This window comes from Streptomyces sp. NBC_00376, from assembly GCF_036077095.1.
Lineage (GTDB): Bacteria > Actinomycetota > Actinomycetes > Streptomycetales > Streptomycetaceae > Streptomyces.
In genome coordinates, this window is the sequence record NZ_CP107960.1 from 6428581 (window position 1) to 6451298 (window position 22718).

The 22718-nt window shown below is 70.0% G+C and carries 19 protein-coding genes; 15 read left to right on the forward strand and 4 right to left on the reverse strand.

Features of this window, described 5'->3' with window-relative positions; all coding sequences use genetic code 11:
* Positions 1-32: 32 nt before the first annotated feature.
* From ftsW to OG842_RS29040, 9 genes are all read left to right on the forward strand, one after another.
* Complete coding sequence (gene ftsW, locus OG842_RS29000) at positions 33-1490, forward strand: putative lipid II flippase FtsW (protein WP_266736726.1); 1458 nt, start codon at positions 33-35, stop codon at positions 1488-1490.
* Between the two features lie 6 nt (positions 1491-1496).
* Positions 1497-2591, forward strand: coding sequence for an undecaprenyldiphospho-muramoylpentapeptide beta-N-acetylglucosaminyltransferase (gene murG / locus OG842_RS29005; RefSeq protein WP_124718176.1), 1095 nt, complete (start codon positions 1497-1499; stop codon positions 2589-2591).
* A gap of 50 nt (positions 2592-2641) precedes the next feature.
* The gene (locus tag OG842_RS29010; protein WP_266736725.1) at positions 2642-3436 is read left to right on the forward strand and encodes a cell division protein FtsQ/DivIB; all 795 of its coding nucleotides are present in this window, start codon (positions 2642-2644) and stop codon (positions 3434-3436) included.
* Positions 3437-3713: 277 nt separating this feature from the next.
* Positions 3714-4931 carry a cell division protein FtsZ gene (gene ftsZ / locus OG842_RS29015; protein WP_266736724.1) on the forward strand — a complete coding sequence of 406 codons (1218 nt, stop codon included), beginning with the start codon at positions 3714-3716 and terminating at the stop codon, positions 4929-4931.
* A complete protein-coding gene (gene pgeF / locus OG842_RS29020) occupies positions 4928-5668 on the forward strand; it encodes a peptidoglycan editing factor PgeF (RefSeq protein WP_266736722.1) in 741 nt (246 codons plus the stop codon). Before ftsZ ends, pgeF begins: the two co-directional genes overlap by 4 nt.
* A gap of 6 nt (positions 5669-5674) precedes the next feature.
* On the forward strand, positions 5675-6394 hold the full coding sequence (locus tag OG842_RS29025) for a YggS family pyridoxal phosphate-dependent enzyme (RefSeq protein ID WP_266736720.1): 720 nt from the start codon (positions 5675-5677) through the stop codon (positions 6392-6394).
* A gap of 126 nt (positions 6395-6520) precedes the next feature.
* Positions 6521-7138: a cell division protein SepF gene (locus tag OG842_RS29030; protein WP_018104459.1), complete on the forward strand. Its 618-nt coding sequence runs from the start codon at positions 6521-6523 to the stop codon at positions 7136-7138.
* 70 nt (positions 7139-7208) lie between these two features.
* Entirely contained in the window at positions 7209-7493 is a 285-nt protein-coding gene (locus tag OG842_RS29035; protein ID WP_266736718.1) for a YggT family protein, read from the forward strand.
* Positions 7494-7542: 49 nt separating this feature from the next.
* A complete protein-coding gene (locus OG842_RS29040; protein ID WP_266736717.1) occupies positions 7543-8673 on the forward strand; it encodes a DivIVA domain-containing protein in 1131 nt (376 codons plus the stop codon).
* A gap of 355 nt (positions 8674-9028) precedes the next feature.
* On the opposite strand, the gene ileS is transcribed toward OG842_RS29040, so the two are convergent.
* Entirely contained in the window at positions 9029-12178 is a 3150-nt protein-coding gene (gene ileS, locus OG842_RS29045; RefSeq protein WP_266736715.1) for an isoleucine--tRNA ligase, read from the reverse strand.
* Positions 12179-12718: 540 nt separating this feature from the next.
* Here ileS and OG842_RS29050 point away from each other — a divergent pair.
* From OG842_RS29050 to OG842_RS29065, 4 genes are read left to right on the forward strand one after another with little or no spacing between them, the layout of a single operon-like run.
* Positions 12719-13486 (forward strand): TraR/DksA family transcriptional regulator, encoded by a 768-nt coding sequence (locus OG842_RS29050; RefSeq protein WP_266736713.1) that lies wholly within the window; start codon positions 12719-12721, stop codon positions 13484-13486.
* A gap of 58 nt (positions 13487-13544) precedes the next feature.
* Entirely contained in the window at positions 13545-14147 is a 603-nt protein-coding gene (lspA, locus tag OG842_RS29055) for a signal peptidase II (protein ID WP_266736711.1), read from the forward strand.
* 23 nt (positions 14148-14170) lie between these two features.
* Entirely contained in the window at positions 14171-15112 is a 942-nt protein-coding gene (locus OG842_RS29060; RefSeq protein ID WP_266736710.1) for an RluA family pseudouridine synthase, read from the forward strand.
* On the forward strand, positions 15109-15591 hold the full coding sequence (locus OG842_RS29065; protein ID WP_266736709.1) for a GNAT family N-acetyltransferase: 483 nt from the start codon (positions 15109-15111) through the stop codon (positions 15589-15591). Before OG842_RS29060 ends, OG842_RS29065 begins: the two co-directional genes overlap by 4 nt.
* A gap of 19 nt (positions 15592-15610) precedes the next feature.
* Here OG842_RS29065 and OG842_RS29070 read toward each other — a convergent pair whose 3' ends face one another.
* Complete coding sequence (locus OG842_RS29070; RefSeq protein WP_323185886.1) at positions 15611-17926, reverse strand: glycosyl hydrolase family 95 catalytic domain-containing protein; 2316 nt, start codon at positions 17924-17926, stop codon at positions 15611-15613.
* Between the two features lie 273 nt (positions 17927-18199).
* On the opposite strand from OG842_RS29070, the gene OG842_RS29075 reads away from it, so the two are divergent.
* Positions 18200-19786, forward strand: a complete 1587-nt coding sequence (locus tag OG842_RS29075) for a Na+/H+ antiporter (protein ID WP_266736708.1) — start codon at positions 18200-18202, stop codon at positions 19784-19786.
* Between the two features lie 48 nt (positions 19787-19834).
* Here OG842_RS29075 and OG842_RS29080 read toward each other — a convergent pair whose 3' ends face one another.
* Entirely contained in the window at positions 19835-20959 is a 1125-nt protein-coding gene (locus tag OG842_RS29080; RefSeq protein ID WP_266736706.1) for a mechanosensitive ion channel family protein, read from the reverse strand.
* A gap of 22 nt (positions 20960-20981) precedes the next feature.
* Here OG842_RS29080 and OG842_RS29085 point away from each other — a divergent pair, with 22 nt between their 5' ends.
* A complete protein-coding gene (locus OG842_RS29085) occupies positions 20982-21560 on the forward strand; it encodes a dienelactone hydrolase family protein (RefSeq protein WP_266736704.1) in 579 nt (192 codons plus the stop codon).
* 39 nt (positions 21561-21599) lie between these two features.
* Here OG842_RS29085 and OG842_RS29090 read toward each other — a convergent pair whose 3' ends face one another.
* On the reverse strand, positions 21600-22568 hold the full coding sequence (locus OG842_RS29090; RefSeq protein ID WP_266736702.1) for a zinc metalloprotease: 969 nt from the start codon (positions 22566-22568) through the stop codon (positions 21600-21602).
* Between the last annotated feature and the right edge of the window lie 150 nt (positions 22569-22718).

Below are 22718 nucleotides of genomic sequence, written 5' to 3' on the forward strand. Positions count from 1 at the left end.
TCCGCGCACGAGCAGTGGAGGGGACAGCGACGATGCCGGCCGAAGAAAGCTCCGCGCGGCCCCGTGGGGGCCGCTCACGGGCCACCGCGGCGATCAGTCGGGCAGTCGCCCCACCCCTGCTCGCGGGAGCGGGTGCGGGCGCCACGGCGCCGTTCGGCCCCGTCCTCAGGGTCCGGTCGGCCGTAGGCTCCCGGCGCCCCTCGGCGCCCCGCACCAAGGGGCGCACCGGCGGCTCCCGCGCGCCCCGTTCCCCCCGAGGGGGCCTGCGGGGGATGTACGAGCGGGTGCGCCGGGCCTGGGACCGCCCGCTGACCGCGTACTACCTGATCCTGGGCGCCGGCCTGCTGATCACCGTGCTCGGCCTGGTGATGGTCTACTCCGCGTCGATGATCAAGGCGCTGGAACTCGACAAACCGGGCACCTACTTCTTCCGCAAACAGTTCCTGGCCGCCGTCATCGGCGCCGCACTGATGGCGCTCGCCGCCCGGATGCCCGCCAAACTGCACCGGGCGTTCGCCTACCCGCTGCTCATGGGCACCGTCTTCCTGATGGTGCTGGTCCAGGTGCCGGGGATAGGGATGTCGGTCAACGGCAACCAGAACTGGCTCTACCTGGGCGGCCCCTTCCAGCTCCAGCCCAGTGAGTTCGGCAAGCTCGCCCTGGTCCTGTGGGGCGCGGACCTGCTCGCCCGCAAACAGGACAAACGGCTGCTGACCCAGTGGAAGCACCTGCTCGTCCCGCTCGTCCCGGTCGCCTTCATGCTCCTCGGGCTGATCATGCTCGGCGGCGACATGGGAACTGCGATCATTCTCACCGCGATCCTGTTCGGACTGCTCTGGCTGGCCGGGGCACCCACCCGGCTCTTCGGCGGGGTGCTCGGCTTCGCCGCACTGATCGCCTTCGTGCTGATCAAGACCAGTCCGAACCGGATGTCCAGGCTCGCCTGCATCGGCGCCAGCGAGCCCGGACCGGGGGACTCCTGCTGGCAGGCGGTGCACGGCATCTATGCTCTGGCGTCCGGCGGATGGTTCGGTTCCGGGCTGGGTGCGAGTGTGGAAAAATGGGGCCAACTACCTGAACCGCACACCGACTTCATCTTCGCCATCACCGGGGAGGAACTGGGGTTGGCGGGGACGCTGTCGGTACTCGCCCTCTTCGCGGCTCTAGGCTATGCGGGTATCCGCGTGGCCGGACGCACGGAGGACCCCTTCGTGAGGTACGCCGCGGGAGGTGTGACCACCTGGATCACGGTGCAGGCCGTGATCAACATCGGTGCGGTGCTCGGCCTGCTGCCGATCGCCGGAGTCCCGCTCCCGCTGTTTTCTTACGGAGGATCGGCCCTGCTGCCGACCATGTTCGCCGTCGGGCTGCTGATCGCGTTCGCGCGAGAGGATCCCGCAGCGAAGGCGGCCCTGGCCATGCGGAGGCCCGGGGTGAGATGGAAGACGATGAGACGGCGCGTCAAGAAGCGTCCGTCCGGAGAGCGGTGAATTTCGGTGCATGTCGTACTCGCCGGCGGGGGGACCGCCGGCCACATCGAGCCCGCGCTTGCCCTCGCGGACGCCCTGCGCAGGCAGGACCCGACCGTGGGAATCACTGCCCTCGGCACGGAGCGCGGACTCGAGACCAGGCTCGTACCCGAGCGGGGGTACGAACTCGCCCTGATCCCGGCCGTGCCGCTGCCGCGCAAGCCCACCCCGGAACTGATCACCGTCCCGGGACGGCTGCGCGGCACCATCAAGGCCGCCGAGCAGATCCTGGAACGCACCAAGGCGGACTGCGTCGTCGGCTTCGGCGGCTACGTCGCCCTGCCCGGCTACCTCGCCGCCAAGCGGGCCGGGGTGCCGATCGTCGTCCACGAGGCCAACGCCCGTCCCGGCCTGGCCAACAAGATCGGTTCGCGGTACGCCCACGGCGTCGCCGTCTCCACCCCCGACAGCAAGCTGCGCGGTGCCCGCTACATCGGCATCCCGCTGCGCCGCACCATCGCCACCCTGGACCGGGCCCGGGTCCGCCCCGAGGCGCGTGCCGCGTTCGGCCTCGACCCCAACCTGCCGACGCTGCTGGTCTCCGGCGGCTCGCAGGGCGCCCGCCACCTCAACGAGGTGGTCCAGCGGGTCGCCCCGCTGCTGCAGCGCTCCGGTATCCAGATCCTGCACGTGGTCGGACCGAAGAACGAATTGCCGCGCGTCGACAACATGCCCGGGATGCCGCCCTATATCCCGGTACCGTACGTGGACCGGATGGATCTCGCGTACGCCGCGGCCGACATGATGCTCTGCCGCGCCGGCGCGATGACCGTCGCCGAACTCTCCGCCGTCGGGCTCCCCGCCGCCTACGTCCCGTTGCCCATCGGCAACGGCGAACAGCGGCTCAACGCCCAACCGGTGGTCAACGCCGGCGGCGGTCTGCTGGTGGACGACGCGGCGCTCACCCCCGAGTGGGTGCAGGGCAACGTCCTCCCGGTGCTCGCGGATCCGCACCGGCTGTACGAGATGTCCCGCGCCGCCGCCGAGTTCGGCCGCCGGGACGCCGACGACCTGCTCGTCGGCATGGTGTACGAGGCGATTGCCGCACGCCGAGGCGCGTGAGGCGGACGGGTCCGGGGGCGGCGCCCCCGGACCCGGCATAAGGAGCGAGCGTGGCCGGACCGACGACCGCCCAGCGCGGAGCAACGCAGCAGGAGGGCTCCCCGGCCCGCCCGCCGCGTCCGCGCCCCGAAGGGCGCCGACTGCCCAGCCGCAGAACGCTGATCGTTTCCGGCGTCCTCGTGCTGCTGCTCGCCTCCGGCGTCGTCTGGGCGCTCTACGGCTCCTCCTGGCTCCGGGCCGAACAGGTCAGGACCACCGGTGTCGACGTACTGACGCCGGCCGAGGTGGAGGCCGTCGCGGCGGTCCCGATCGGCGCCCCGCTGATCTCCGTCGACACCGACGCCATCGCCGATCGATTGCGCCAGAAGTTGCCTCGTATCGACTCCGTGGATGTCGTACGGTCATGGCCGCACGGAATCGGACTTAAGGTGACAGAACGACAGCCGGTCCTGTTGGTCAAAAAGGGCGCGAAGTTCATTGAAGTGGACGCGAAAGGCGTGCATTTCGCAACGGTGGACAAATCGCCCGGACGCGTACCTCTGCTGGAACTGAAACCTGATCAGTCCGCGAGTCTGCGCCGTTTCGGCAGTGACCGGTTGGTGCGGGAAGCGGTCCGGGTCGCGGGCGAACTCCCGGGCGGCGTCGCCAAGGACACCGAGGTCGTGCGGGTCACCTCGTACGACTCGATCTCCCTGCGGCTCACCCGGGGGCGAACGGTGATCTGGGGCAGCGGCGAAGCGGGTCCGGTGAAGGCGAGAGTTCTCACCGCTCTCATGAAAGCCGCTCCCAAAGCGGGACACTTCGACGTGAGTGCACCCACCGCCCCTTCCGTGTCGGGCAGTTGACGCACATTTGGCCTGGCCAGCACCCTGGTTGGTCAGCGCTACGGGTGATCACATAGGGTGAAAAGAAAAACGGGAGGTTCGGCGTGTTCGTTGAACGTGCGCCACTTGTCGACTTAGTGTCCTGTTCGGAAGAGTCCATGAAACAGACACACTGGTAACCCTAAACTTCAACGTTAGGGTTTGGGTCGGCGTTTCGGACCGACCCAATCGGCATCCGTCGTCGCGGCGGGACTACCGCGAAGCGACGACACGTAACTCGAGGCGAGAGGCCTTCGACGTGGCAGCACCGCAGAACTACCTCGCAGTCATCAAGGTCATCGGTGTCGGCGGCGGTGGTGTCAATGCCATCAACCGAATGATCGAGGTCGGTCTCAAGGGCGTCGAGTTCATCGCGATCAACACTGATGCGCAAGCCCTGTTGATGAGCGACGCCGACGTCAAGCTCGACGTCGGTCGTGAACTCACCCGCGGCCTTGGCGCCGGCGCCAACCCGGCAGTCGGTCGCAAGGCGGCAGAGGACCACCGTGAGGAGATCGAGGAGGTCCTCAAGGGGGCCGACATGGTCTTCGTCACCGCCGGAGAAGGCGGCGGCACCGGCACCGGCGGCGCACCCGTCGTCGCCAACATCGCGCGCTCGCTCGGCGCCCTGACGATCGGCGTGGTCACCCGCCCGTTCACCTTCGAGGGCCGGCGACGTGCGAACCAGGCGGAGGACGGCATCGCCGAACTCCGCGAAGAGGTCGACACCCTCATCGTCATTCCCAACGACCGACTGCTGTCGATCTCGGACCGCCAGGTCAGCGTGCTCGACGCGTTCAAGTCGGCCGACCAGGTGCTGCTGTCGGGTGTCCAGGGCATCACCGACCTCATCACCACCCCGGGTCTGATCAACCTCGACTTCGCCGACGTCAAGTCGGTCATGTCCGAGGCCGGATCGGCACTCATGGGCATCGGATCGGCCCGTGGCGACGACCGCGCGGTGGCCGCCGCGGAGATGGCGATCTCCTCGCCGCTCCTGGAGGCGTCCATCGACGGCGCCCGCGGTGTCCTGCTCTCCATCTCCGGCGGCAGCGACCTCGGTCTCTTCGAGATCAACGAGGCCGCCCAGCTGGTGAGCGAGGCGGCGCACCCCGAGGCGAACATCATCTTCGGCGCGGTCATCGACGACGCGCTGGGCGACGAGGTGCGGGTCACCGTGATCGCCGCGGGCTTCGACGGCGGACAGCCGCCGGCCCGTCGCGAGAACGTGCTGGGCGCCAACTCGGCCAAGCGCGACGAGCCCGCCGCGCCGGTCCGGACTCCGGAGCCGGTGCGTCAGGCCGGTGGGCTGGGCTCCGTGCCCATCCGCGAGGAGCCGCCGGTCCAGGCGGAGCCCGTACCGGTGGTGAGCGAGAGCCACCTGCCCCCGGTCGCGCCGCCGCACGTCCCGCCGGCCCGTCCCGCGTACCAGGACTCGCAGGCCGAAGAGCTGGATGTCCCGGACTTCTTGAAGTGATAGCTCAGCACCACGCACTGTCCTCGACGGGCGGCGCGCACTTCGCCTTCACCGACAGGTGGGGCGGAGTGAGCGCCGCTCCGTACGAGGAGCTCAACCTCGGCGGCGCGGTCGGAGACGACCCCGCCGCCGTTCTGGCCAATCGCGAACGCGCCGCCCGGGCCCTCGGCCTGGACCCGGCGCGGGTCGTGTGGATGAACCAGGTGCACGGGCGGGACGTCGCGGTCGTCGAAGGGCCGTGGGGGGATGCTTCGCAGATCCCCGCGGTGGACGCGGTGGTGACCGCCCGGCGCGGGCTCCCCCTCGCCGTGCTCACCGCCGACTGCACCCCCGTACTGCTCGCCGACCCGGTCGCCGGGATCGCGGCTGCGGCGCACGCGGGCCGTCCCGGCCTGGTCGCCGGGGTCGTCCCCGCCGTGGTCGAGGCCATGACCGGGCTTGGCGCCGCCCCTTCCCGGATCGTCGCCCGCACCGGGCCCGCGGTCTGCGGACGGTGCTACGAAGTCCCGGCCGAGATGCGCGCCGAGGTCGCGAAGAGCGTCCCGGCCGCCTGGTCCGAGACCAGCTGGGGCACTCCGGCCGTGGACGTCACCGCCGGGGTCCATGCCCAGCTCGAAGCACTCGGCATCGAGGACCGGCAGGCCTCGCCGGTCTGCACCCTCGAATCGGGCGATCACTTCTCGTACCGCCGCGACCGCACCACCGGGCGGCTCGCCGGATATGTCTGGTTGGACTGATAGGGCATGACGGACCGTAAGGCTCAACTCGCCGATAACCTGGCGCGGGTGGAGGAACGCATCGTTTCCGCCTGCTCCGCCGCCGGTCGCGAGCGGGAGGAAGTGACCCTCATCGTGGTCACCAAGACCTACCCCGCGAGCGATGTGCGGATTCTGCACGAACTGGGTGTACGTCATGTCGCGGAGAATCGTGACCAGGACGCGGCACCCAAAGTAGCCGAATGTGCGGATCTGTCGCTCACATGGCACTTTGTCGGTCAATTGCAGACGAATAAGGTTCGTTCTGTGGCGAGTTATGTCGATGTCGTGCAGTCGGTGGACCGGGTCAGACTGGTCACGGCCCTCTCGGCGGCCGCCGAGCGCGAAGGGCGCGAACTCGGCTGCCTCATCCAGGTGGCGCTCGACGCGGAGAGCGGCGAGCGGGGCGACCGGGGCGGCGTCGCGCCGGACGGGATCGAGGAGTTGGCCGCCGCGGTCGAATCCGCACCGGGGCTGCGGCTCGGTGGTCTGATGACCGTCGCGCCGCTCGCCGGACCGTACGCGGGACGCCAACGGGCCGCCTTCGACCGGCTGATGGAATTCTCATCCCGCCTGCGCGGGAACCATCCGGCTGCGAACATGGTCTCTGCAGGGATGAGCGCGGACCTCGAGGACGCGGTTGCGGCCGGAGCGACACATGTGCGCGTCGGTACGGCGGTACTCGGAGTCCGACCCGGGCTCGGGTAACGTCGCCAAGCAGGTCGGACCACAGCAGAAAATATGGTCATTCCCGCCTATGGCGGGCAGGCCTCAGTGGATCGCGGGGCACTTGGTGACAGATGCCGATCCACCACAGAGCGGAGGACTCAGAGCATGGCCGGCGCGATGCGCAAGATGGCGGTCTACCTCGGCCTCGTGGAGGACGATGGGTACGACGGTCCGGGGTTCGACCCCGACGACGAATTCGAACCCGAGCCGGAGCCCGAGCGAGACCGGCGGCGGCACCAGCCCGCGCATCAGGTGGAGCGGGATCGGGAACGGGACGAACCGGTGCGAGCGGTGCAGCCTCCCGCGCAGCGGGAGCCGGTTCAGATCCCGGCGGAGAGAGAGCGACCCGCCCGGATCGCACCCGTGGCATCCATCACACCTGAACGCCCGAACATGGAGAAGAACGCACCGGTGATCATGCCCAAGGTCGTGTCCGAGCGGGAGCCCTACCGCATCACCACGCTGCACCCCAGGACCTACAACGAGGCCCGTACCATCGGGGAACACTTCCGTGAGGGCACTCCGGTGATCATGAATCTCACGGAGATGGACGATACGGACGCAAAGCGACTTGTCGACTTTGCCGCAGGACTCGTCTTCGGTCTCCATGGCAGCATTGAGCGCGTGACGCAGAAGGTGTTCCTGTTGTCGCCTGCTAACGTCGATGTCACGGCGGAGGACAAGGCCCGTATCGCTGAGGGCGGATTCTTCAACCAGAGCTGAGAACACGACACCGGGAACAACCCGGCCGCGAGGCCGGAGCTACGAGAGCCAGGGGAGAGGGAAGCGCGAAATGGGCGTCGCACTGCAGGTTGTCTATATCGCGCTGATGTGTTTCCTCATCGTGCTGATCTTCCGGCTGGTCATGGACTACGTCTTCCAGTTCGCGCGTTCATGGCAGCCCGGCAAGCCGATGGTGGTCATACTTGAGGCCACCTACACTGTCACCGATCCACCGCTCAAGCTTCTGCGGCGGTTCATCCCGCCGCTGCGTCTCGGGAGCGTGGCACTCGACCTGTCCTTCTTCGTTCTGATGATCATCGTCTACATCCTGATCAACGTCGTGATCAGGCTGTGAGCGATACGGTCTTGCCGACTGCCGACGACTACGTAGAGGTGAAGAAGAGATGCCGCTGACTCCTGAGGACGTGCGGAACAAGCAGTTCACGACCGTCCGCCTCCGAGAAGGCTATGACGAGGACGAGGTCGATGCCTTCCTCGACGAGGTCGAGTCCGAGCTGACCCGCCTGCTCCGTGAGAACGAGGACCTGCGCGCGAAGCTGGCCGCTGCCACGCGTGCCGCCGCGCAGAACCAGCAGCAGGGCATGCGCAAGCCGGAGCCGCAGGACAGGCCCGGGGCACCTGTGCCCGCCGCCATATCGGGTCCGCCGGTCCAGCAGCAGCCCCCGCAGATGGGTCCCCCCCAGCTGCCCGGTGGTGCTCCGCAGCTGCCCGCCGGTCCCAGTGGCCACGGTCCTGGTCCCCAGGGCCAGCACGGCCCCGGTCCGCAGGGCCCGCACGGCCCCGGCCCGATGCAGGGCGGTCCCATGGGTGGCCCGATGGGCGGCCCCATGGGCGGTCACGCTCCGCAGCAGCAGATGCAGCAGATGCAGCCGCCGCAGATGCAGCAGCCCGGTCAGGGCCCCGGTGGCGACAGTGCCGCCCGTGTCCTCTCGCTCGCGCAGCAGACCGCCGACCAGGCGATCGCGGAGGCCCGTTCCGAGGCCAACAAGATCGTCGGCGAGGCGCGCAGCCGCGCCGAGGGTCTGGAGCGGGACGCGCGTGCCAAGGCGGACGCCCTGGAGCGGGACGCTCAGGAGAAGCACCGCGTGGCGATGGGCTCGCTGGAGTCGGCCCGCGCGACGCTGGAGCGCAAGGTCGAGGATCTGCGTGGCTTCGAGCGTGAGTACCGGACCCGTCTGAAGTCCTACCTGGAGAGCCAGCTGCGGCAGCTGGAGACCCAGGCGGACGACTCGCTGGCTCCGCCGCGGACCCCGGCGACCGCTTCGCTGCCGCCGTCGCCCTCGCTGGCTCCGGCCGGTGCGGGTGCCATGGGCCACGCCATGGGCGGCAACCACGGCAACCAGCCGATGGGCGGCAATCCGTCCATGGGCGGTGGGCCCTCGTACGGCGGCCAGCAGCAGATGTCGCCGGCGATGACCCAGCCGATGGCGCCGGTGCGGCCGCAGGCGCCGCAGCCGATGCAGCAGGCTCCTTCGCCGATGCGTGGGTTCCTGATCGACGAGGACGACAACTGAGCCGGGTGCGCGCGATGAGCGCGTAGCCGTCGGCAGGCTGAGGGCCGGGCCCCGGGGATTTCCCCGGGGCCCGGCCCTTTTGCTGTGCGGGTGCGGGGCTGCGGGTGGGGCGTGGGGGGCGCTGTGCCGGGCTGTTCCCCTACCCGCCCCTTCCCGAACCTGGGGCTCTGCCCCAGACCCCGCTCCTCAATCGCCGGAGGGGCTGAAAAGCAGCGCCTGGGCGGGCTGAAGAGTGACACGGGGAGGGGTTGAAAGCGGCGCCGGGGCGGGCTGAAAGCGGTGCTGGGAAGTTGAGGTGACAGTAGGAGGGCCCGGCCGGACACCAGTCCGGCCGGGCCCTCCTGCTTCTCGTGGGTTACTGCTCCGTCTTGCGGAGGCGGAACGTCAGGGACAGGCCCTCGTCCTCGAACGGTTCGCCGTACGTCGGGTCCGCCTCGCCCTGGGCGTAGTCCAGGGCCAGGACCTCGTCCGCGATCAGGGTCGCGTGTTCGGTCAGGGCCTCCACCGTGGCGGGGGCCGCCGATGTCCAGCGGACGGCGATGCGGTCGGCGACGTCCAGGCCGCTGTTCTTGCGGGCCTCCTGGACGAGGCGGATCGCGTCACGGGCGAGGCCCGCGCGCCGCAGCTCCGGGGTGATCTCCAGGTCCAGGGCGACCGTCGCGCCCGAGTCGGACGCCACCGACCAGCCCTCGCGCGGGGTCTCGGTGATGATCACCTCGTCGGGGGAGAGGGTGACCGTCTCGCCGTCCACCTCGACCGACGCCGTGCCCTCGCGCAGGGCCAGCGAGAGGGCTGCCGCGTCGGCGTTCGCGACCGCCTTGGCCACCGCCTGGACGCCCTTGCCGAACCGCTTGCCGAGCGCCCGGAAGTTGGCCTTCGCGGTCGTGTCGACCAGTGAGCCGCCGACCTCCGAGAGCGAGGCCAGCGAGGAGACGTTCAGCTCCTCGGTGATCTGGGCGTGCAGTTCGGGGGAGAGCGACTCGAAGCCGGTCGCCGCGACCAGGGCGCGGGACAGCGGCTGGCGGGTCTTGACGCCCGACTCGGCGCGGGTGGCCCGGCCCAGCTCGACCAGGCGGCGGACCAGCGCCATCTGCGTGGAGAGGGCGGGGTCGATCGCCGCCAAGTCGGCCTTCGGCCAGGTGGAGAGGTGGACCGACTCGGGGGCGTCCGGCGTGACCGGGACGACCAGGTCCTGCCAGACCCGCTCGGTGATGAACGGGGTGAGCGGGGCCATCAGCCGGGTCACCGTCTCGACGACCTCGTGCAGGGTGCGAAGCGCCGCCTTGTCGCCCTGCCAGAAGCGGCGGCGCGAGCGGCGTACGTACCAGTTGGACAGGTCGTCGACGAAGGAGGACAGCAGCTTGCCGGCGCGCTGGGTGTCGTAACTCTCCAGGGCCTGCGTGACCTGGTCCACCAGTGCGTTCAGCTCGCTCAGCAGCCAGCGGTCCAGGACCGTGCGGTCCGCCGGGGCCGGGTCGGCCGCGGACGGCGCCCAGTTCGACGTACGGGCGTACAGGGCCTGGAAGGCGACCGTGTTCCAGTACGTGAGGAGCGTCTTGCGGACGACCTCCTGGATCGTGTTGTGGCCGACGCGGCGCGCCGCCCACGGGGAGCCGCCCGCCGCCATGAACCAGCGGACCGCGTCCGCGCCGTGCTGGTCCATGAGGGGGATGGGCTGAAGGATGTTGCCCAGGTGCTTGGACATCTTGCGGCCGTCCTCGGCGAGGATGTGGCCCAGGCAGACCACGTTCTCGTACGACGACTTGTCGAAGACCAGGGTGCCGACCGCCATCAGCGTGTAGAACCAGCCGCGGGTCTGGTCGATGGCCTCGGAGATGAACTGCGCCGGGTAGCGGCTCTCGAAGAGCTCCTTGTTCTTGTACGGGTAGCCCCACTGCGCGAACGGCATCGAACCCGAGTCGTACCAGGCGTCGATGACCTCCGGGACGCGGTACGCCTCCAGCTGGCAGTTCTCGTGCGAGCAGGTGAACGTGACCTCGTCGATGAACGGGCGGTGCGGGTCGAGACCCGAGAGGTCGGTGCCGACGAGCTCGCCGAGCTCGGTGCGGGAGCCCACGCAGGTGAGGTGGCCGTCCTCGCAGCGCCAGATCGGCAGCGGGGTGCCCCAGTAGCGGTTGCGGGACAGCGCCCAGTCGACGTTGTTGTTCAGCCAGTCGCCGAAGCGGCCGTTCTTGACGGAGTCCGGGAACCAGTTGGTCTTCTCGTTCTCCTGGAGCAGCCGGTCCTTGATGGCGGTCGTGCGGATGTACCAGGACGGCTGCGCGTAGTAGAGCAGCGCGGTGTGGCAGCGCCAGCAGTGCGGGTAGCTGTGCTCGTACGGGACGTGCCGGAAGAGCTTGCCGCGGGCGGCCAGGTCCTCGGTGAGCGCCTCGTCGGCCTTCTTGAAGAAGACCCCGCCGACCAGCGGCAGGTCCTCCTCGAAGGTGCCGTCGGGGCGGACCGGGTTCACGACCGGCAGGCCGTACGCCTTGCAGACCAGGAGGTCGTCGGCGCCGAACGCGGGGGACTGGTGGACCAGACCCGTACCGTCCTCGGTCGTCACGTACTCGGCGTTGACGACGTAGTGCGCCTCGGCGGGGAAGTCGACGAGGGTGAACGGGCGCTCGTAGGTCCAGCGCTCCATCTCGCGGCCGGTGAAGCTCTCGCCGGTGGTCTCCCAGCCCTCGCCCAGCGCCTTCTCGACGAGCGGCTGCGCGACGACGAGCTTCTCCTCGCCATCGGTCGCGACGACATAGGTGACGTCGGGGTGCGCGGCGACGGCGGTGTTGGAGACCAGGGTCCAGGGGGTGGTCGTCCAGACGAGGAGGGAGGCTTCGCCGGCCAGCGGGCCGGAGGTGAGGGGGAAGCGGACGAAGACCGAGGGGTCGACGACCGTCTCGTACCCCTGCGCCAGCTCGTGGTCGGAGAGGCCGGTGCCGCAGCGGGGGCACCAGGGGGCGACGCGGTGGTCCTGGACCAGGAGGCCCTTGTTGAAGATCTCCTTCAGCGACCACCACACCGACTCGACGTACTCGGGGTCCATCGTGCGGTACGCGTCGTCGAGGTCGACCCAGTAGCCCATGCGGGTCGTGAGCTCGGTGAACGCGTCCGTGTGGCGGGTCACGGACTCACGGCACTTGGCGTTGAACTCGGCGATGCCGTACGCCTCGATGTCCTTCTTGCCGTTGAAGCCCAGCTCCTTCTCGACCGCGAGCTCGACCGGCAGTCCGTGGCAGTCCCAGCCGGCCTTGCGGCCGACGTGGTAGCCCTGCATGGTCCGGAAGCGGGGGAAGACGTCCTTGAAGACGCGGGCCTCGATGTGGTGGGCGCCGGGCATGCCGTTGGCGGTCGGCGGGCCCTCGTAGAAGACCCACTCGGGGCGTCCCTCGGACTGTTCGAGGCTCTTGGCGAAGACCTTGCTGTCGCGCCAGAAATCGAGCACGGCGTGCTCCAGCGCGGGCAGGTCGACCTGGGCGGGTACCTGGTGGTACTGCGGCGATGTCATGGGCGGACTTCCTCCGGCGGACGTTTTCCACTTCCGTCGGAGGGACGAGGGCCTCATCGGCTCCCGCGGTACCACCCTCCTTGACCCCGGGCGTGCGCCCGTGGCCCCCTCATTGGGGCGCGATGCCGGTTCTACTTGCCCTGCGGCGTTCTTCCGGCAGCTCCGGGTGATCTTCACGACGCGCTCGCCCCCGGGCTTCCACCGTCCCCGGGTCGCTCCTGGCTGCGTACGACGCTACTCGTCCCATCCACGCCTCTCGCTGAGGCCAGTGTACGGGCCCGTACGGGGGACGGCCGACCGGTTTAACGCGGAGGGCGGGGCGTGACCCGAATGGCCAGACGGAGGCTTACGGCCTCCGGGCGGGCGGCCCGGAGGCGGATTACCCGGCCGTGAGCTGGGCACAACGGATGCAGGCAGGTCCGGAACCGGACGCGGGAAGGAGCGATTCGGCGGCGTGCCCCGTTGCCGCGGTGCTGGGGTCGATTTATCGTCCCAGCACGATTCGCGTGCAAGATCACAATATGTGAAGGGGCCGCGGCCATGGTGGCGAAGAAGACCGCCGCAAAGAAGACGGCATCAGCCGGATCCACGGGCGCGGCAGCCGGAGAGACGGGTGGCGACGCGGGAATGGAGACCGTCCCGGAGGCCGGTGCGGCCGGGACCGCGGTGAAGAAGGCCGCCGCGAAGAAGACCGCGGCGAAGGAGCCCGCCGCCAAGAAGGCACCTGCGAGGAAGAGCGCAGCCAGGAAGGCTTCGAAGAAGGCCGCGTCCGCGGCCGAGGTGGCGGCCGAGGCCGCCGGGAAGACAGGAGCCCACACGGTGGTAGCCAAGAAGAGCGCGGCCCGGACCCGCACGGCCGGCACGGGCGCGGCGCCCCTGCCCTCGGCCGGCGGGGGAGTCACGACGGCCCCCGGCGAGCTGGCGGTCCGTCCGGGCGAGGACCCCTGGACGCCGGAGGAGGTCGCCGACGCGCGGGCCGAGCTGAGCAGCGAGACCATGCGGCTGCGCAGCGAGCTGGAGGCCGCGAGCGCCGCGCTCGCCGGGCTGATGCGCGACTCCGGCGACGGCGCGGGTGACGACGAGGCGGACACGGGCACCAAGAACATCACCCGCGAGCACGAGATGTCGCTCGCCGCCAACGCCCAGGAGATGCTGGACCAGACCGAGCGGGCGCTGGCCAGGCTCGACGCCGGGACGTACGGACTGTGCGAGATCTGCGGCAATCCGATCGGCAAGGCGCGGATGCAGGCGTTCCCGCGCGCCACGCTCTGTGTCGAGGACAAACAGAAGCAGGAGCGACGAGGCTGATCCCCGGCGGTGTGTCGTACCCTCGTCCTCAGTCAGGAACCTAGGTTGAGGGATTCACGTGGCAGAGGCGGAGCGCATCATCGGTACGCCGGACATCCCCGATGCTGAGGGGGCCGAAGGGGACGAGACCGCGGACCGGGCCGACGACCGGGGCGGGGAGACCGCCCCGAACAGGGGCAGGCGGAAGGTCGCGGTGCTCTTCGTCGTGGCCGTGTTCGCCTACCTCATCGACCTGATCAGCAAGATGATCGTGGTCGCGAAGCTGGAGCACCACGAACCGATCGAGCTCATCGGGGACTGGCTGCAGCTCAGCGCGATCCGCAACGCCGGTGCCGCGTTCGGTATCGGTGAGGCGTTCACCATCATCTTCACGTTCATCGCGGCGACCGTCATCGTGGTGATCGCCCGGCTCGCGCGCAAGCTCTACAGTCTGCCGTGGGCCATCGCGCTCGGCCTGCTGCTCGGCGGTGCGCTCGGCAACCTCACCGACCGCATCTTCCGCGCCCCCGGCGTCTTCGAGGGCGCGGTGGTCGACTTCATCGCCCCCGCCCACTTCGCCGTTTTCAACCTCGCCGACTCCGCGATCGTCTGCGGCGGCATCCTGATCGTGATCCTTTCCTTCAAGGGCCTGGACCCCGACGGCACCGTGCACAAGGACTGACGGGCGCAAGGCATACTCGACAGGTGAGTACGTATCCCGAGGTCCGCACCCTGCCCGTACCCGACGGTCTGGAGGGCGAGCGTGTCGACGCCGCCATCTCCCGGATGTTCGGTTTCTCCCGCACCAAGGCCGCCGAGCTGGCGGCCGCCGGGAAGGTGCAGGTGGACGGCTCGGTGGTCGGGAAGTCCGAGCGGGTCCAGGGCGGCGCCTGGCTGGAAGTGGAGATGCCGCAGGCTCCCGCTCCGGTGCAGATCGTCGCCGAGCCCGTCGAGGGCATGGAGATCGTGCACGACGACGACGACATCGTCGTGATCGTGAAGCCGGTCGGCGTCGCCGCCCACCCCAGCCCCGGCTGGACCGGCACGACCGTCATCGGCGGTCTGGCCGCGGCCGGGTACCGGATCTCGACGTCCGGCGCCGCCGAGCGCCAGGGCATCGTCCACCGCCTCGACGTCGGCACCTCCGGCCTGATGGTCGTCGCCAAGTCCGAGCGGGCCTACACCCTGCTGAAGGCGCAGTTCCGCGACCGGGTCGTGGAGAAGAAGTACAACGCGCTGGTGCAGGGCCACCCGGACCCGATGAGCGGCACCATCGACGCCCCCATCGGGCGCCACCCCAACCACGACTACAAGTGGGCCGTCACCGCCGAGGGCAAGCCCTCCGTGACGCACTACGACCTCATCGAGGCCTACCGCTCCGCCAGCCTCCTGGACATCAAGCTGGAGACGGGCCGTACGCACCAGATCCGGGTGCACATGTCCGCCCACCGCCACCCCTGCGTCGGTGACCTCACCTACGGCGCCGACCCGACGATGGCCAAGCGCCTGGGCCTGACCCGGCAGTGGCTGCACGCCGTCCGGCTCGGCTTCGAGCACCCGTCCGACGGCAGCTGGGTGGAGTTCACCAGCAGCTACCCGGACGACCTCCAGCAGGCCCTGGACAAGATCGCGGCGGAGAGCGAATGACCGGCACGCCCGCCCTGTACACCACGCGTAGCGCCGTCGGTGAGCAGGACCTCGCGGCCTGTTTCCTGGTCCGCAAGGACGTCTTCGTCGGCGAGCAGGACGTGCCCGAGGAGATCGAGTACGACGAGTACGACGCGGTCGCCCTGCATGTGATCGCCCTCGCGGCGGACGGCTCGGCGCTGGGCACCGGGCGGCTGCTGCACGGCCCGGCTGCCGCCGCGAAGACCGGCGGCGACCCGGCCGTCGGCTCGCTCGGCAGGCTCGCGGTGACCAGGGCGGCACGCGGCCTCGGGGTCGGTGCCGCACTGGTCCGGGCCATCGAGGACGCGGCCCGTGAGCTCGGTCTGGCCGCCGTCGACCTGCACGCCCAGACCCATGCGCTCGGCTTCTACGAACGCCTCGGCTATGAGGCGTACGGCCCCGAGTTCCCGGACGCGGGCATCCCCCATCGGGCGATGCGCCGCACCCTGCGGGACTGAGGCGCCGGGGAAGCCGGCCTTACTCCGGCATCCCCCACCGGGTCCAGGCGCCGTTCGACGGCACATCGCGCGGGGCCGCGTGCGGGCGGGGAGCGCCCTGCGGAGTGATCACCGCCGTGGCGCCGCGGGGCAGGGCGAGCGTGATCCGGCCCGGTCCGGTCTCCCGCCAGTGCAGCGGGCGCCCGTGCGCGTCCCGTACCTCGATCCGGCCCCTGACCGAGTGCTCCAGGGTCAGCGGCGCGCCCGCCTCGCTGTGCACCCGTACCCAGCGCGTGGCACCGCCCGAGCGGTCCGCGTCCACCAGGAAGGCGCCCTGGGTCCGCAGGGACGCGATCGAGGCGTCCGCCCAGCGCTCCGAGACGGACGGGAAGACCTTCACCACCCCCTCGTGCCCCTGCACCACCATGTCGAGCATCGACTGGGCGGCGGACAGCGGGCTCTCCAGGGCGAGGTTCCTGCCCTCCCGGTACATCGTGTTGACCGTCATCGTGCAGTCCGCGACCACGTTCAGATCGGTGAAGAAGGTCAGGAAGTCGAGGGCCTTCTCCGGCTCGTCCATCACCGAGTACATGGACGAGGCGGTGGCGTAGCTGTAGCCGTGCCACAGCTCCTGCATGGAGACCCAGTGGTCCATGGAGCGCCGCATCACCTCGCGGTCCCGGGACCGGTCCCAGTTCCGTTCGCGCAGCGGGTACAGCCACAGCAGGTGCGAGTGGTGCCGGTGCGAGCCGGCCAGCGGGACGTCCTTGCCGATCATGACGCCGGCCGCCGGGTCCTCGGCGTACGGGGCCAGGCGCCGCTCGATGTCCTGCCAGCGCTTCAGCCTGGGATCGCCGTTGCGCAGCAGCTCCGCCGACGCGATCAGGGTACGCACTCCCCAGCGGATCAGCGAGAGGTCGTAGGTGCAGTCCACGGCGTTCGCATACTCGGGGGAGCGGGTCTCCGGGAGGTGCAGCAGGCCGTCCGGGCCCTCGTGGAGGAAGCGCGCGTAGAAGTTGACGGCCTTCGCGAGGATCGGGTGCACCACGTCGCGCAGCACCGACAGGTCCATCGAGTGCCGGTAGGACTGCCAGACGTTGTGCAGGGCCCAGGTGAGGTTGCCGAAGTTGTCGGAGACATGGGACGAGCCGGGGGCGCCGACGTCATAGGTGTCGCCCGCGCGCAGCTGCCAATCGGAGGGGTGGCCCAGGGCGTAGCTCTCGCCGTCGCGGTAATCGGCCGGGACCGAGGCGGGGAGGTTGTGCTCGAAGCGGCGGAACGCGCCCGTCACCGAGTCGAGTTCGGGGTGGTTGGAGCCGTGGACGGGGGCCATGCCGATCTGGACGTTGAGGTTCCACCAGACCGCCGTCCAGTTGTTGCCGACCTCGGGGAACCACGGGCCCCATTCGGAGATCGTCGGGCCGTCGGCCCTGGTCGACGCGGCGAGCTTGTAGAGCTGGACGAGGTAGAAGCTCTGTAGCCGCTTGTCCGGTACGGAGAGGAAGCTGCGCCGGTAGTACGCGTGCCACCAGCGGCGGTGACGGTCCACCAGCCGGTCCGGCTCGGCGGCCAGGGTGCGGTCCACGGCCCGCAGCGCCTCGGCCGTCGCCTCGGACACCTGGCCGGGGAAGCGGTACACGAGGTGGGCGGCGAGCAGCCGGCCGGTGCCCTCGCGCCGTTCGCGCCAGGCCGTGGTCCAGCCGCCGCCGGCCAGCAGCGGCTGCTCGGCGAAGCCGTCACCGGTCCGGGGCTCCGGATTGGGCGTGTAGTCCTCGGGCCTGCCGCTGGTACGGGTGGTGGCGGCCCGCAGCCAGTGGAAGGTCCAGGCCGCGGACTCCTCGCCGGGGGTGGGGCGGGTGGAGACCAGCAGCGCGCCGGTGTCGTTCTGGACCAGGGCGGAGAAGGCCAGCGAGCCCCGGGTGGTGGTGACGGTGCCGCGCAGCTCGGCGTCGTACAGGTCCAGGGTCCAGTCGACGGCGGTGATCTCCCCGGCGAGGGTCAGGGTGAAGTACCCGATGGGGAGGCGGGAGTAGCCGATGCCGCCGCGCCACTGGCCGCGCTGGTCCTGCACCTGGCTGTGACTGGTCATCAGCTTCAGCGTGTTCGCGGTCGTTCCGGCGTACAGCTGGGCGCCGAGGTGTCCGTTGGCGAGGAACGGCGCCTCCTGCCAGCCGGTGGGGAGGGTGCGCCAGGTCATGGCGGCGTCGCGGACGGTCTTCTCGTGGATGTCGATGGATCGGTGCTCCGTCGGTACGGGGCCGGCCGCCGCCCATGCGGTACGGGAGCCGGCCAGCCAGAGCGCGGATGTTCCGGCAGTGGCGGTGGAGACGAAATGCCTTCGGGAGAACGCGGTCACGTGGCCTCTCCTGCCAGTCATGTACGTGGTGGGAGTTCCTGTCCTTGAATCACGCACGCCGCATACTGCCCGCCCCGAGGAGGCAGGGGAAGGGGTTCGACCGCAGATACACCGTGGATACATCGGAGGAATGTCGGTCGCAGGAGTAGGAATCAGGGGGTGTTGTCTGGATTGCTGGCCTTGCGTGACAGGCTTTGACCCCGGATCCGCCGATCACAGAGGTCGGATCCGCCGATCGCGGAGGTCGGCACCCCGTGCTCCGGAAGGCATCCCGTGGACCAAATGGCACTGCTCCTCCTGCTGTTGCTCGGGGCTGTGGTCACGGTGCCGCTGGGCGAGCGTCTCGGGCTGCCCGCGCCGGTCCTGATGACGCTCGCCGGGGTCGGCATGGCCTTCCTCAGCTTCGTACCGAATGTGGACATCCCGCCCGAGATCATCCTTCCGGCGTTGCTGCCGCCACTTCTCTACGCCTCCGTGCAGCGAACCTCCTGGCGGCAGTTCGCCGCCAACAAACGACCGATCTTTCTGCTGGCGGTGGCGCTGGTCTTCGTCACGACGGCCGCCGTCGCCGCGGTCGCCAACGCGATCGTCCCCGGGCTGCCCATCGCCGCGGCCGTGGCGCTCGGGGCGCTCGTCGCCCCGCCCGACCCGGTCGCGGCGACCGCCGTCGCCGGTTCGGTCGGGCTGCCGCGCAGGCTCGTCTCCATCCTGGAGGGCGAGGGGCTGTTCAACGACGTGACCGCGATCGTGCTCTACCACGTGGCGATCGCCGCCGCGGTGAGCGGGAGCTTCTCGCTGCCGGAGGCCTTCGGGCTGCTGATCCTCTCCGCTGTGGTGGCCGTGGTGGTGGGCCTGGTGCTCGGCTGGCTCACCATCAAGCTCATGGGCCTGCTCGGCGACGCCACGCTCCAGGTCGGCCTCACCCTGCTGGTGCCGTTCGTGAGTTACGTGCTCGCGGAGGAGCTGATGGGCTCGGGCGTCCTCGCCGTCCTCACCACCGCGCTCTTCCTCGCCGAGCACACCGCCGACGCCGACGACGTCCTCGGCCGGCTCACCGGCCGCAGCTTCTGGGAGATCGTCGACACGCTCGTCACCGGGGTCGCCTTCGGGCTGATCGGGCTCGAACTGCACAACGTCTTCGGCACGGCGGACGGGCGCGAACTCAAGCTGCTGGGCTGGGGACTCGCCGTGGTCGTGGTGGTCGTCGGCGTACGGCTGCTGTATCTGCTGCCCGCCACCTGGCTGGCCAAGCGGCTGCACACCCGGCGCGACGTCAGCGAGGAGATCCCCACCAGCTGGCGGGAGACCGTCGTCATGTGGTGGGCCGGGATGCGCGGAGTGGCGTCGGTCGCGCTGGCGCTGGCGATCCCGCTGAAGACGGACGACGGGAAGCCGTTCCCGGGCCGCGACGAGATCGTCTTCATCGCCTTCGCGGTGATCATGGCCACGCTCGTCGTGCAGGGGCTCACCCTGCCGTGGCTGGTCCGCAAGCTCCGGGTCAAGGCGGACACGGACGCCGAGGAGGCGCTGGAGAAGGACCTCGCGATCCGCGCCGCCAAGGCCGCGAAGCAGCGCCTCAAGGAGATCCAGGAGGTCGAGGAGTTCCCGGACGAGGTCACCGAGCGGCTCCAGCGGCTGGCGTACGACGTGGGGGCGCGGATCAGTCCCGACATGGTCGACGACGAGCGCCGCGAGGCGTACGCGAAGCGGGCCGAGCGCTTCAAGGCGGTCAGCCGCGTCCAGCGCGAGATGATGTCGGCCGCCCGCCACGCGGTGCTGTCGGCCCGCAACGAGACCGGGGCGGACCCGGAGATCGTCGACCGGGTGCTGCGGCAGTTGGACGTCCGCAGCCTGCGGTGAGGCGGTGAGGCGGTGAGGCGGTGAGGCGGTGACCGGCCCCGGCCCCGGTCAGCCGCGTCCCGTGCGCGGGGACCTGTCCCGGTCCGACGGCTTCTCGTGCACGGAGCTGGACGGATGCGGCCACTCGCTCTCCGGCGGCAGCGCCGCGGCCGCCGTCGCGACCTTCGGCAGCGCGTACGGGTGGTGGTCGCGCAGCCAGCCGATGAGCTGTTCCCGTACGGCACAGCGCACCGTCCAGATGTCGCCCGCGTCCTTCGCCGTGACCACCGCGCGGACCAGGATCGTCGACGGCGTGGTGTCGGTGACGGCCAGGGACCAGTCACGGCCGTCCCACGCGGCGCACTCGCCCAGGATGTCCCGCAGTTGCTCGCGCATCGCCTCGACCGGGGCCGAGTGGTCCAGGTGGAGGAAGACCGAGCCGGTCATCTGCGCGCCGCCGCGCGACCAGTTCTCGAACGGCTTGCTGGTGAAGTACGAGACCGGCATCGTGATCCGCCGTTCGTCCCAGGTCCGCACCGCGAGGAAGGTCAGCGTGATCTCCTCGATCGTGCCCCACTCACCGTCCACCACCACGGTGTCACCGATGCGCACCATGTCGCCGAAGGCGATCTGCAGCCCTGCGAAGAGATTGCCGAGCGTCGACTGGGCGGCCACGCCCGCCACGATGCCGAGCACACCGGCCGAGGCCAGCATCGAGGTGCCGAACGTGCGCATCCCCGGGAACGTCAGCAGCATCGCGCCGACGGCGACCGTCGCCACGATCGCGGTGAGCACCCGCTGGATCAGCGTCACCTGGGTACGGACCCGCCGGACGCGCGCCGGATCGGGGGTGCTCGCGGCGTATCTCGCGTAGAGGGAGTCGACGACGGCCGTCGCGATCCGCACCACCAGCCAGGCCGAGGCCCCGATCAGTACCAGCGACAGGGTCTGGCCGATCCCGGTCCGGTGGGCGGTGACCGCTTCGAGCCGGCTGTGGGTGTACGAGCCCAGCAGCAGCGCCGTGCCCAGCGTCAGCTGGAGCGGTATTCGGCAGTGCCGCAACAGCCCCCACAGCGGGGTGTCGTGGTGCCGGCCGTCGGCCCGTCTGAGCAGCAGATCGACCAGCCAGCCGACCAGCAGTGTGATCACGACCGAGCCGCCGACGACGATCAGTGGGCGCAGCAGGTTCTCCATGCCCCCGACCGTAGCTGGCACCATGGGACTCATGAACATCATGCTTTTCCACTCGACGTACGGTCTGCGCCCCGCGGTGCACGCGGCGGCCGGCCGGCTTCGCGCCGCCGGGCACGAGGTGCATGTGCCCGACCTCTTCGAGGGGCGCACGTTCGAAACCGTCGAGGAGGGCCTGGCCTTCAAGGAAGAGGTGGGCAAGGACGAACTGCTCAGGCGGGCCGTGCTGGCCGCCGCCCCCTACTCCGACCGGGGTCTGGTGTACGCGGGTTTCTCGTTCGGCGCCTCCACCGCGCAGACCCTGGCGCTCGGCGACGAGAAGGCCCGCGGTCTGCTGATGTTCCACGGCACGTCGGACATCGCCGAGAACGCGTCCGTGGACGAGCTGCCGGTACAGCTGCACGTCGCCGACCCGGACCCCTTCGAGACGCACGACTGGCTGAACTCCTGGTACCTGCAGATGCGGCGGACCGGCGCCGACGTCGAGGTCTACCGCTATCCGGGCGCGGGCCATCTCTTCACGGATGCCGAACTGCCCGACTTCGACCAGGCGTCGGCCGAGCTGGCCTGGAAGGTCTCGCTCGGCTTCCTCGCCACGCTGTGACGCGGTGAGGGGCCCCGCACCGCGGGGCCCCGGGCCGGATCAGCCCCGGTACGCGGTCCAGCTGTCGCTCATCCGCTGGACCTGGCCCGCGGTGAACTGGGTCATGCACGAGTCGTAGGTGTAGTCCATGAAGTTGTGGATCGGGTCGACCCCGGTCTTGTTGGTGCAGGAGTCACGCCCGGTCGGGCACTCGTACGCGGGGGTCTTCTCGGCCGGAGTGTCGGAGACGTAGTCGCCGTTGCCGTTACAGCCGCCCTGGAAGGTGTGGTAAAGCCCCATCCAGTGGCCGACCTCGTGGGTGGCGGTGTCGCCCTCGTTGTAGTTGGTGGCGGAGCCGCCGGGCAGCGAGGCGTCGAGCATGACGACGCCGTCGTCCGAGGGGTTGGACTTGTACGAGCTGGGGAAGGTGGCCCAGCCCAGCAGGCCGCCGCCGAGGTTGGCGGTGTAGATGTTGAGGGCGTTCGCGCCGCCCTTGCGCAGCGAGGACTTCATGGCCTTCTCGGCGGCGGAGCCGGGGGAGACGCCGTCGTACCAGGAGCTGTTGTCCGTGTAGTCCGTGCCGGCCAGCGTGAACTGGAAGCCGGTGTTCGTGTTGCCCGAACCCTGCCCGCTGTAGGCGGCGTTCAGGACGTTCATCTGGCTGCTGATCGCGGCGGCGCTGAGCTTGCCGGTCGTCCCGGAGTGCACGACGTGGAAGTACACCGGGATCGTTGCGCCCGCGGCGAGCGAGGAGCCGCTGACCCGGCGGTCCGCGAGTCTCTGCTTCAACTGCGCGTCCATGGCCTTGGCCTGGGCCGCGGAGAGTTCATTGGGGTCCGCGGCGTGCGCGGTGCCCGAGGGGCGGGCCTCGCGCGCCGTGGCGCTCGCTCCGGCGTCGTCCGCGCACTTCTGGGCGGCGGAGGCGGAGGTCTTGGAGGTGGCCGAGGCGGCGGAGCCGGAAGGAGCGGAGAGCGGTGCCAGGGCCAGGGTTCCGGCCAGGACGGCGGTGCCGATCGCACGGTTTCGCATACGCGGCGATATACGGACAAGAGCGCGCACGTGGACTCCTCGCGGATGTGTGGGAGAGGTATTTCCTCACCCGCCGCCGGGAGATTACGTGCGCATGTCAGCCTCCGAGGAGGAACGATCAAGCCCAATCAAGCATTCGCAAAAGGGTCG

Excerpts from the sequence above, each read along its gene's own strand:
- ftsW (WP_266736726.1), top strand. The coding sequence starts at position 33 with ATGCCGGCCGAAGAAAGCTCCGCGCGGCCCCGTGGGGGCCGCTCACGG.
- OG842_RS29025 (WP_266736720.1), top strand. The coding sequence starts at position 5,675 with ATGACGGACCGTAAGGCTCAACTCGCCGATAACCTGGCGCGGGTGGAG.
- OG842_RS29030 (WP_018104459.1), top strand. The coding sequence starts at position 6,521 with ATGGCCGGCGCGATGCGCAAGATGGCGGTCTACCTCGGCCTCGTGGAG.
- OG842_RS29035 (WP_266736718.1), top strand. The coding sequence starts at position 7,209 with ATGGGCGTCGCACTGCAGGTTGTCTATATCGCGCTGATGTGTTTCCTC.
- OG842_RS29040 (WP_266736717.1), top strand. The coding sequence starts at position 7,543 with ATGCCGCTGACTCCTGAGGACGTGCGGAACAAGCAGTTCACGACCGTC.
- ileS (WP_266736715.1), bottom strand. The coding sequence starts at position 12,178 with ATGACATCGCCGCAGTACCACCAGGTACCCGCCCAGGTCGACCTGCCC.
- OG842_RS29050 (WP_266736713.1), top strand. The coding sequence starts at position 12,719 with ATGGTGGCGAAGAAGACCGCCGCAAAGAAGACGGCATCAGCCGGATCC.
- OG842_RS29065 (WP_266736709.1), top strand. The coding sequence starts at position 15,109 with ATGACCGGCACGCCCGCCCTGTACACCACGCGTAGCGCCGTCGGTGAG.
- OG842_RS29080 (WP_266736706.1), bottom strand. The coding sequence starts at position 20,959 with ATGGAGAACCTGCTGCGCCCACTGATCGTCGTCGGCGGCTCGGTCGTG.
- OG842_RS29085 (WP_266736704.1), top strand. The coding sequence starts at position 20,982 with ATGGGACTCATGAACATCATGCTTTTCCACTCGACGTACGGTCTGCGC.
- OG842_RS29090 (WP_266736702.1), bottom strand. The coding sequence starts at position 22,568 with ATGCGAAACCGTGCGATCGGCACCGCCGTCCTGGCCGGAACCCTGGCC.